Genomic DNA, 10,605 nt, shown 5'->3' with positions numbered 1-10,605 from the left:
CTTGACGGCCAGCGTTGTGACCGCTCACAATCCTCGCATGTCTGTGACCGGTCACACAAGCTCCGGCGGCCACCAGGGACCTGAACAGGAACCGCAGAAGGCAGCCAGCATCCGCGATGTCGCCCAGGCGGCGGGCGTCTCCTACCAGACCGTTTCGAGGGTCATCAACGGCCACCCGAACGTCCGTGAGGAGACGCGCGAGCGCGTCGAGGCGGCCATCAAGACGCTGGGATTCAGGCGCAACGCCACCGCGTTCGCCCTGGCCAGCGGTGTGACCCGGTCCATCACGGTGCTCACGTCGAACACCACCCTCTTCGGCTATGCGGCCACCCTGCAAGGTCTGGAGGAAGCGGCCCGCGCCGCGGGCTACGCACTGGGCGTCAGAGTGCTGACGCCCGAGGACGACCTGGACCGCACGATCTCCGAGGCCGCCGCCACCGGCGGCGGACTGATGGTCATCGGCTTCGACCGGCTCGGCGCCTCGGCCCTGAGCCGGGTCCCGGCGAACGTGCCGTGCGCCGCGGTCGTGGAAGCGCCGCCGCAGGGCCGGACGCCTCCCCGTCCGGCCGTATGGGCCGACGACCGCGAGGCGGCCCGTGCCGCCACCGCGTATCTGCTGCAGCTCGGACACGACACCGTCCACTACATCGCGATCCCGACGTCGGCGGACACCCGCAGCACGGAGGGGCCGCGTGCCCAGGGCTGGCGCCAGGCCCTGGAAGCGGCCGGCATCACCCCGCCCGAGCCCCACGGCAAGGGCTGGGACGCACAGGCCGGTTACGACGCGGGACGCAAACTCGCCGACGACCCGAACGCCACGGCGATCCTGTGCGGCAACGACGACCTGGCGCTGGGCGTCCTGCGCGCCCTGCATCACGCCGGGCGGTCGGTGCCCGCGGACGTCAGCGTCGTCGGCTTCGACGACGCCCCGCACTCGGGCTTCGTCACACCGGCTCTCACCACGGTCCGCATGGACTTCCAGGGACTGGGCCGCGACGCCTTCGCGTTGCTGCGCGGCCAACTCGAGAGCGACTACGAGCCGCCCGCGCCGACCTTCGTCGGCACCGACCTCATCGTCCGTGAGAGCTCGCACGAGCTCTCACGTCCCAGCGCACGCGAAAGCCAGGGGGGCACGGGCTCATGACCCCGCCGGCGCGATTACGCCCCCGGTTCCCCTCAGCGATCACCCATCTCCACAGCATGGCTCCACCTACTCTCCTTCACCGCCAAGGACATCGCCATGAACAGAGTCGTTCCCGCCCTTGCCGCCGTGTGCGTCCTCGGGCTCGCCGCCACCGCCTGTAGCGACGCCAGCGGCGGCAGCACCGGCGCCGCGCCCACCTCTTCGGTCGACGCCACCGCCAGCCTCAAGGGCGTCAAGCTGACCATGTGGGTCGCCCAGAACAGCGTCGGCGAGCCCAAGCAGGCCATCGAGGCCTTCGAGAAGGCCACCGGAGCGACCGTCACCACCGAGGTCATACCCGACCCCTACGAGTCGAACGTCCCGACCAAGCTCGCCTCGGGCGTCAAGCCCGACCTGATGTTCTGGCAGCCCACCGGCAGCACCCTGCCCTTCATCCAGCCCGCGACGAACCTCCTGCAACTGGACAACGAGGACTGGGTGTCCAAGCTCGGCAAGACCGAGCAGAGCCTCGGCCAGGTCGACGGGCACCGCTACGCGGCGATCGTCACCAGCCCGGCTGTCCTCGGCGTCTACTACAACAAGGACGCCTTCGCCAAGGCCGGCATCACCACCATGCCCGCCAGCTACGACGAACTCCTCGCCGACGGCGCGAAGATCAAGGCGAAGGTCCCGGGCGTGGCCCCGTTCTTCGAGGTCGGCGGGGACAAGTGGCCCCTGCAGTGGCAGGTCCAGGCGCAGCTGACCGACCTGCCGCAGTCCTTCTGGGACGACCTCAACAAGAACAAGGAGAGCTGGACGAACAAGGTGATCGTGGACGCGATCACCAAGTACAAGACCAAGCTCCTGGACGCGGGTCTGGCCCAGAAGAACTACAAGACCGCCACCTTCGTGGACCAGGGCAAGGCCCTGATGGACGGCACCGCCGCGATGGCCCTGAACGTCACCTCGCTCCAGTCCGAGATCCAGGCCACCTCCGACACCGCGGAGATGGACAAGAAGCTGGGCTGGTTCCCCATCGCCAACAGCTCCGCGTCGGCCGAGTACTCTCCCGACCAGACCAACGGCGTCGTCGCCTTCAAGTCGGGCGACACCAAGCGGGAGAACGCCGCCCGCCAGTTCATGTCCTTCTGGCTCGGCCCGAACTACGCGAACTACATCAAGGCCAACAAGGTCGTCTCCGTCGAGCCGTCCGTCGCCAACCCCGCCGGTCTGCCGCAGACCGCGATCGCCCAGTCCAAGGCCCTCGCCACCGCGACCGGCGTCTTCCAGGTCAAGGCGCTGACCGCCCCCGACATGCACCTGGCCCTGGCCGACATGATCTACGGCAAGAAGACGCCCAAGCAGGTGGCGCAGGCCGCCGAGGACCAGTTCACCCAGGTCCTCAAGGCACGCGGCGTCGCCGGCTTCTGACCGACGCCCGCCTTCGCCAGCCCCGCCCCGGGTCCTTCTCGAAAGACGCGCCCGGGGCCACCTTCCCGGAGGTAAGAACGTGGCGGACACAGCCACCATCGGCGTCACCGACGCCACCGGCGCGAAGGAAGCGGACGGCCCCCAGCAGCCCGTCCGGCGCGCACGGTCTCGTAGCAAGCACAACCAGCCGTGGTGGTTCGCCCTGCCCGCGCTCGCCGTGTTCGGCCTGTTCTTCCTGCTGCCGAACCTGCTCAGCTTCGTCTACCCGTTCACGAACTGGTCGGCCTTCCACCCGGACATCAGGTTCGCCGGCCTGTCGAACTTCCGGAGCATCCTGCACGACGGCTCCATGGTCCGCGACATCCGCATCACCCTGGAGTACGCGGTCCTCGTCGCCCTCTTCCAGAACGGCTTCGGACTCGGTCTGGCGCTGCTGCTGGAGCGCGACACCCGGTTCAACCGCTTCTTCCGCGCGGTCTTCTTCCTCCCCGTGCTGATCTCCGCGCTCGCCGTCGGCTACATCTTCCGGGCGCTGCTCGCGCAGGACGGGGCGCTCAACGACGTGCTGTCCTCGCTGGCCGGGCACCCCGTGGACACGCCCTGGCTGGGGTCGACGACCTGGACGCTGGTCGTGGTGACGCTCATCCACGGCTGGAAGTGGATGGGGCTGGCCATGCTCATCTACCTCGCCGGTCTGAAGAGCATGCCCGGCGACGTCCTGGAGGCCGCCCGCATCGACGGCGCGGGCGCCTGGCGCACCTTCTGGTCGATCCGCTTCCCGCTGCTGGCGCCCGCGGTGACCTTCAACGTCACCACCGCCCTGATCGGCTCCATGAACACCTTCGACATCGTCCAGGCGACCACCGCGGGCGGGCCGGGCAGCGAGACGGAGGTCTTCAACATCTACATGTTCCGCGTCTTCGGCCAGGGGCTCTACGCCCAGGCGTCGGCGATGAGCCTGGTGCTCTTCCTGATCGTCGTCGTCCTCGCCGTGCCCGTGATCGTCGGCCTGCGCCGCAGGGAGGACAACCAGTGACAGCCCTCGTGACGGCCCGAGTCCCCGTGTCCGGGGGCGCCGCGCGCGGCCGCCTGCGCCCCGGGCGGATCGTCCGCCCCCTCGCCGTCCTGCTCATCGCCGCGCTCACCATCGGCGTGCCGCTCTGGCTGGTCGCGGTGACCTCGCTGAAGCCCCAGGCCGAGGCGATCAAACCCAACCTGGCCCTGCCGCACCACGTCCAGGCCGCCGACAACTACCAGCAGACCTTCGACCAGGGGAAGATCGTCCAGGGCTTCGTCAACAGCCTGCTGGTCGTCGTCCCCTCCGTCCTCGTCGTCCTGTTCCTCGGCGCCGGCGCGGCCTGGGTGTTCGCCCGCCGCAAGGGGCGGCTGGTCGGAGTCATGTACGCGCTGAGCATCAGCGGTCTGCTGCTGCCGCCCGCGGTGATCACCATCGTCATGGAGCTGCGCCAGCTCGGCCTGGCCGGCACCCAACTCGGCATGATCGCCGTCTACTCGGGGATGTACCTGTCCACGTCGATCTTCTTCATGACGGGGTTCATCCGTAACCTGCCCGAGGAACTGGAAGAAGCCGCGCGGATGGACGGCGCCGGCCCCCTGCGGGTCTTCCTGCAGATCATCCTGCCGCTGCTGCGCCCGGTCATCGCCACCGCGACGATCATGGTGATGCTGTTCGCCTGGAGCGACGTCTTCTACGCCTTCTTCGTGCTCGGCGGCGGCGACAAGGCCACCCTGCCGCTCAACCTCTATCAGATCGCCAACGCCCAGCTGTACCTGAACAACTGGCATCTGATCTTCGCCTACATCGTGATGATGAGCCTGCCGATGGTGCTCGTCTTCGTCGTCGCCCAGCGCCGCATCGTCTCCGGCATCACGAGCGGCGCCGTCAAGTAGCGGCCACCCCTCCCGTACGCCGGCCCCTCCCCGTAGGCCGCCTCTCCGCGCACGCCACCCCTCCCCGTACGCCACCCCTCCCCGTACGCCACCCCTCCCCGTACGCCACCCCTCCCCGTACGCCACCCCTCCCCGTACCCCCCCCCCCGCAGCACACCCCCCGGCAGTACCCCACGAGCCTCCCGCAACGGTGCGGGAGGAGGAGGACCCATGCCTCGAACACCTCGTAGATCCGGCCCTGTCCGCAGCCTCATCGGCGCGGGCGTGATCACGGCCACCCTCGTGGCCACCGCGCTGACCGTGCCCGTCGCGCAGGCCGCCACCCCGCAGCTGACCGTCGACCTCGGCCAGACCACCGGCGCGGTCATGCACGGAGCCAACGGCGCCCTGTACGGCCTCAGCGACGACGGAGTGCCCGGCGACAGCCTGGTCACGCCCCTGCACATGACGAGCATCGCCACCAAGGCGCCCGACGGCACCCAGCACCCCAACGGCGACGCGCTGGTCGTCCAGCCCGCCTTCGCCCGCGGTGGCGGCGGCGACAACCTGATCTACATGCAGGACATCTACGCCCAGTGGCCGTACGAGAACCTCGGGCTGACGGACTACCTGTCCAAGGTCGACACCATGGTCCGCAAGGTCGCCGTCAGGTCCGACGCGAGTACGTTCGTGTGGGTGCCGTTCAACGAGCCGGACGGCAACTGGTACACCGGCCTGGGCAGTTCCACCACCGCCACCTACAACAGCGCGCTCGCCGCCTTCGAGAGCGACTGGACGACCGTCTACAACAAGATCCGGTCGATCATCCCCAACGCCCGGATCGCCGGCCCCAACGAGACCCACTACGACGCCCGCCTCATGGGCGACTTCTACCCGTGGGCCAAGGCCAACAACGTCCTGCCGGACATGACCACCTGGCACGAGCTGGACCCCAGCTCCCTGTCCAACTTCGAGGGCAACCTCGCCGCCTACCGCACCATCGAGACCAACGCCGGCATCAGCCCCCGCCCGGTCAACATCAACGAGTACGGCGACCGCCGCGACCTCTCCGTCCCGGGCCAGATGGTCCAGTGGATGTCCATGTTCGAACGGAACAAGGTCTACGCCGACCAGGCGTACTGGGACATCGCGGGCAACCTGGACGGCAACGTCAGCCAGACCAACATCCCCAACGGCGACTGGTGGCTGCTGCGCTGGTACGCGGGCCTCACCGGCCAGACCGTCAAGACGACCCCGCCGCAGGCCAACGTCATCGACACCCTCCAGGGCATCGCGTCCCTCGACACCGGCCGCAAGCAGGCCCAGGTACTCCTCGGCGGCGGCACCTCAGGCTCGGCCAACACCGTCGTCCAGCACATCCCCGCGTCGTTCGGCAGCACCGTCAACGTCTCCGTGGAGCGCACCGCCTGGAGCGGCTACGAAGGAGCGGGCCCCGCGCCGACCGTCCTGGCCCGCAGCACCTACACCGTCGCCTCCGACGGCAGCATCACCGTGCCGCTGACCAACCTCGACCCGATGGCCGCCTACCGCATCGTCGTCAACCCGGCGGGCACCGGCACGCCCACCGCGGCGAGCGTGCCCTGGCAGGCGTCGTACGAGGCCGAGAGCGCGACCATCACCAGCGGCACCGTCTACACCCAGGGCTCCGTCTCCAACGCCTACGGCTATGCCACCTCGGGCACCAAGGACGTCGGCAGCCTGAACCAGACGGGCAGCAAGGTCGCCTTCAGCGTCAGCGTCCCGACCACCGGCACGTACAACCTCAACGTCTTCTACGGCAACCAGTCCGGCGCCCCGGCGACCCAGACCCTCACCGTCGACGGCGGCTCGTCCCAGACGGTCACCTACACCCCGACCCTGAACTGGACCTACCGCTCCACCGCCGGAGCCTCGGTCTCCCTGACCGCGGGCGCCCACACGATCACCCTGGCCAAGGGCGCCAACGAGGTCACCCTCGACAAGATCGACCTCACCGCGGCCTCCACCGCCGAGACCTCCTACCCGGCCACGTACGCCGACATCACCGGATCGCCCGCCTACAGCTACACCGCGTCCGGCACGACCGGCGCCGGCGCCCTGGCCCTGACCTCGGGCTCCTCGGCCGCCTTCGACGTCTACGCGCCGACCGACGGCTACTACACCGTCCACACCGACTACTCCTCCAACGGCTCCGGCACCCTCACCCTGGACGGCGCCACCGCCGTCACGCTGGCCTCCACGAGCGGCACGCTCACCGACAAGAGCTCACGCCTGTACCTGTCGGCGGGCAACAACCGCATCACGGCCGCCACTTCGGGCTCCACCACGCTGACGCTGCGCGACCTGCGCGTAGCCGCGAGCGGTGACACCACGGGCGTCACCTCCTACGAGGCCGAGAACGGCACCCGCGCCGGAACCGCCGTCGTCACCTCGGACACCTGGGCCTCCGGCGGCAGTTACGTCGGCTACGTCGGCAACGGCTCCGCCAACACCCTCACCCTCCAGGTGAGCGCGGCCAGCGCCGGGCGGTACGTCATGAACGTCCGCTACGCCAACAACCAGGTCTCCGGCTCCGGGAACTACAACACCAACGTCGTCTCCCGGGCGGCCCAGATCGCCGTCAACGGCACCGCGCAGACCGTCATGTTCCGCAACAACTACAGCTGGTCGAGCTACTGGGACCTCCCCGTCCCGGTCACCCTCACCGCCGGCGCCAACACGATCACCTTCGCCAACGCCAGCGCCTACACACCCAACATCGACCGGGTGACCGTGGCGCCACTGGTCGGCTGACCACCGACTCCCCAGGGGCCCGGCCCTCGCGCCGGGCCCCTCCCCTCCATTCACCACTTCGAACGGCAATCGAAATACCGAACATCGAACAGAAGGGCGGCCCGGTGGTGAACGCCGAGCACAGCGCACACACCCCTCCCGACACCTACGTCGTCGGGGTCGACTACGGGACCTTGTCCGGGCGGGCCGTGGTGGTCCGTGTCGCCGACGGCGCCGAACTGGCCGCCGCCGAGCACCCGTACACGCACGCGGTCCTCGACCGGCAGCTGCCCGACGGTACGCCGCTGCCGCCCGACTGGGCGTTGCAGGTGCCCGCGGACTACATCGACGTCCTGCGCATCGCCGTACCCGAGGCGCTGGCCCGCTCCGGTGTGCGGCCGGAGCAGGTGGTGGGCGTCGGCACGGACTTCACCGCGTGCACCGTCCTGCCGGTCCTCGCCGACGGCACGCCCCTGTGTGAACTCCCCGATCTCGCGTCCCGTCCGCATGCTTACGTCAAGCTCTGGCGTCACCACGCCGCGCAGGCCCAGGCCGACCGCATCACCGCCCTGGCCGAGGCGCGCAAGGAGCCGTGGCTGCGGCGGTACGGGGGGAAGATCTCCTCGGAGTGGGAGTTCGCCAAGGCGTTGCAGCTGCTCGAAGAAGATCCCGAGCTCTACGGGCTGACCGACCGCTGGGTGGAGGCGGCGGACTGGATCGTGTGGCGGCTGTGCGGGACCTACGTCCGCAACGCCTGCACCGCCGGTTACAAGGGCCAGCTCCAGGACGGCGTCTATCCCTCCTCCGGCTATCTCGCCGCGCTCGACCCCGGCTTCGCCGGCTTCGTGGCCGACAAGCTGGAGCAGCCGATCGGTCAGCTCGGGGATCTGGCGGGCGGGTTGACGGCGGAGGCGGCGGCGTGGACGGGGCTGCCGGAGGGCATCGCCGTCTGCGTCGGCAACGTGGACGCGCATGTGACGGCGCCCGCGGCCACCGCGGTGGAGCCGGGGCGGATGGTCGCCATCATGGGCACCTCGACCTGTCATGTGATGAGCAGCGACCGGTGGGCCGAGGTGCCGGGGATGTGCGGGGTCGTCGACGGCGGGATCCTGCCGGGGCTGTGGGGTTACGAGGCCGGGCAGAGCGGTGTCGGGGACGTCTTCGGCTGGTTCGTGCGCACCGGGTTCCCCGCGTCGTACGCCGAGCAGGCCGCCGCGCTCGGCCGCGACCCGCACGAGCACCTCACCGCCCTCGCGGCCGAACAGCGGGTGGGGGAGCACGGGCTGGTGGCGCTGGACTGGCAGAGCGGCAACCGTTCCGTGCTCGTCGACCACGACCTCAGCGGTGTGGTGGTGGGGCTGACGCTGTCGACCCGGCCGGAGGACGTCTACCGCGCTCTGCTGGAGGCGACCGCCTTCGGCACGCGGACGATCATCGAGGCGTTCGAGGCGTCGGGCGTGCCGGTGGGCGAGCTGATCGTCGCGGGCGGGCTGACGAAGAACGCGCTGCTGATGCAGATCTACGCCGACGTCATCCGTCGTCCCCTCGGCGTCATCGACTCGGCGCAGGGTCCCGCGCTGGGCGCGGCGATGCACGCGGCGGTCGCGGCCGGGGCGTATGCGGACATCCGGGCCGCAGCGCAGGCGATGGGCAAGGCCCGCCCGGCCGTCTATCAGCCGGACCCCGGGCGGGCCGCCGCCTACGACCGCCTCTACGCCGAATACCGGCTGCTGCACGACTACTTCGGCCGCGGGGCCAACGAGGTCATGCACCGGCTGCGCGCCCTGCGCACGGAAGCCTCCGCCTGAGCGGCGCCCGCCCGGCAGTCGACTCCCTCGAAAGGACAACCCTCATGGACACCAACGCCACGCCCTACCCGGAGCAGGAGATCTGGTTTCTCACCGGAAGCCAGGGCCTGTACGGCGACGACATCCTGCACCAGGTCGCCGAACAGTCCCGCAGCATCTCCGAGATCCTCGGCGGCCCCGGGAAGATCCCGGTCAAGATCGTGTGGAAGCCGGTCCTCACCGACGCCGACTCGATCCGGCGGCTGTGCCGGGAGGCGAGCTCCTCCGACGCCTGCGTGGGCGTGGTCGTGTGGATGCACACCTTCTCCCCGGCCAAGATGTGGATCGCCGGGCTCAGCGCGCTGGACCGGCCGTTGCTGCATCTGCACACCCAGTACAACCTGTCGCTGCCCTGGCCGAGCATCGACATGGACTTCATGAACCTCAACCAGGCCGCCCACGGCGACCGCGAGTTCGCCCACGTCGAGGCCCGCCTCGGCATCGACCGCAAGATCGTCGCCGGTCACGCCACCGACCCGAGGGTCGTCCGACGCGTCGCGGCCTGGGCGCGGGCCGCCGTCGGCCGGCACGCCTCGCGCACCCTGCGCCTGGCCCGCTTCGGCGACAACATGCGCGACGTCGCCGTCACCGAAGGCGACAAAGTCGAAGCCCAAATCCGCTTCGGCTACTCCGTGAACACCTACGCCGTCAACGACCTCGTGGCCGTCGTGGACGAGGTCGAGGACAAGGAGGCCGCCCGACTCGCCGCCGAATACGTCGAGTCGTACAACGTGGTCCCCGCGCTGCGGCCAGGCGGCATCCGCCACGACTCCCTCCTGTACGCGGCCCGCCAGGAGATCGGCCTGCGGACCTTCCTCACCGAGGGCGGCTTCACCGCCTTCACCACCAACTTCGAGGACCTCGGCGGCCTGCGCCAGCTCCCCGGCCTCGCCGTCCAGCGCCTGATGGCCGACGGCTACGGCTTCGGCGGCGAGGGCGACTGGAAGACCTCCGCCCTCCTGCGCACGATGAAGGTCATGGGCGCCGGACTCCCCGGCGGCACCTCCTTCATGGAGGACTACACCTACCACCTCGGCCCCGACTCCCCGCGCGTCCTGGGCGCCCACATGCTGGAGGTCTGCCCCACCCTCGCCGCCGACCGCCCCGCCTGCGAGATCCACCCCCTGTCCATCGGCGGCCGCGAGGACCCCGTCCGCCTGGTCTTCAACGCCGCCCCCGGCCCCGCCCTGGTCGTCGGCCTGTCCGACCTCGGCGACCGCTTCCGCCTCACCGCCAACACCGTCGACGTCGTGCCCCCCAGCGAACCCCTGCACCGGCTGCCGGTGGCCCGGGCGGTGTGGAAGCCGCGCCCCTCACTCGCCGAATCCGCCGAGAGCTGGCTGCTGGCCGGCGCCCCCCACCACACCGTCCTCAGCTCCGCCGTCGACACCGAGACCCTGACCGACTACGCCGCCATGACCGGCGTCGAGCTGCTCACCATCGACGAGACCACCCACACCGGGCAGTTCTCCAAGGAAATCCGCTGGAACGCCGCCTACCACCGCCTCGCCCAGGCCCTGTGACACCCGTGATCCCCACACA

At 70.0% G+C, this 10,605-nt stretch carries 7 protein-coding genes; all 7 read left to right on the top strand.

Annotation, left to right across the window (positions count from 1 at the left end):
- Positions 1-37 precede the first annotated feature (37 nt).
- The 7 genes from OG562_RS12345 to araA all read left to right on the top strand — a co-directional run bounded on the left by OG562_RS12345 (position 38) and on the right by araA (position 10,586).
- Entirely contained in the window at positions 38-1,144 is a 1,107-nt protein-coding gene (locus OG562_RS12345) for a LacI family DNA-binding transcriptional regulator (RefSeq protein WP_266396602.1), read from the top strand.
- A 96-nt stretch (positions 1,145-1,240) separates the two neighbouring features.
- A complete protein-coding gene (locus OG562_RS12340) occupies positions 1,241-2,554 on the top strand; it encodes an ABC transporter substrate-binding protein (RefSeq protein ID WP_266396599.1) in 1,314 nt (437 codons plus the stop codon).
- Between the two features lie 79 nt (positions 2,555-2,633).
- Positions 2,634-3,590, top strand: coding sequence for a carbohydrate ABC transporter permease (locus OG562_RS12335; RefSeq protein WP_266396597.1), 957 nt, complete (start codon positions 2,634-2,636; stop codon positions 3,588-3,590).
- Between the two features lie 53 nt (positions 3,591-3,643).
- On the top strand, positions 3,644-4,465 hold the full coding sequence (locus OG562_RS12330; protein WP_266409235.1) for a carbohydrate ABC transporter permease: 822 nt from the start codon (positions 3,644-3,646) through the stop codon (positions 4,463-4,465).
- Positions 4,466-4,675: 210 nt separating this feature from the next.
- Positions 4,676-7,237, top strand: a complete 2,562-nt coding sequence (locus tag OG562_RS12325) for a CBM35 domain-containing protein (RefSeq protein ID WP_266396594.1) — start codon at positions 4,676-4,678, stop codon at positions 7,235-7,237.
- 104 nt (positions 7,238-7,341) lie between these two features.
- The gene (gene araB, locus OG562_RS12320) at positions 7,342-9,024 is read left to right on the top strand and encodes a ribulokinase (RefSeq protein ID WP_266396592.1); all 1,683 of its coding nucleotides are present in this window, start codon (positions 7,342-7,344) and stop codon (positions 9,022-9,024) included.
- A 44-nt stretch (positions 9,025-9,068) separates the two neighbouring features.
- Complete coding sequence (gene araA, locus OG562_RS12315; protein WP_266396590.1) at positions 9,069-10,586, top strand: L-arabinose isomerase; 1,518 nt, start codon at positions 9,069-9,071, stop codon at positions 10,584-10,586.
- Positions 10,587-10,605: the final 19 nt, after the last annotated feature.

Source organism: Streptomyces sp. NBC_01275, from assembly GCF_026340655.1.
Classification (GTDB): domain Bacteria; phylum Actinomycetota; class Actinomycetes; order Streptomycetales; family Streptomycetaceae; genus Streptomyces.
This window is presented reverse-complemented; position numbering and strand designations above follow the sequence as displayed.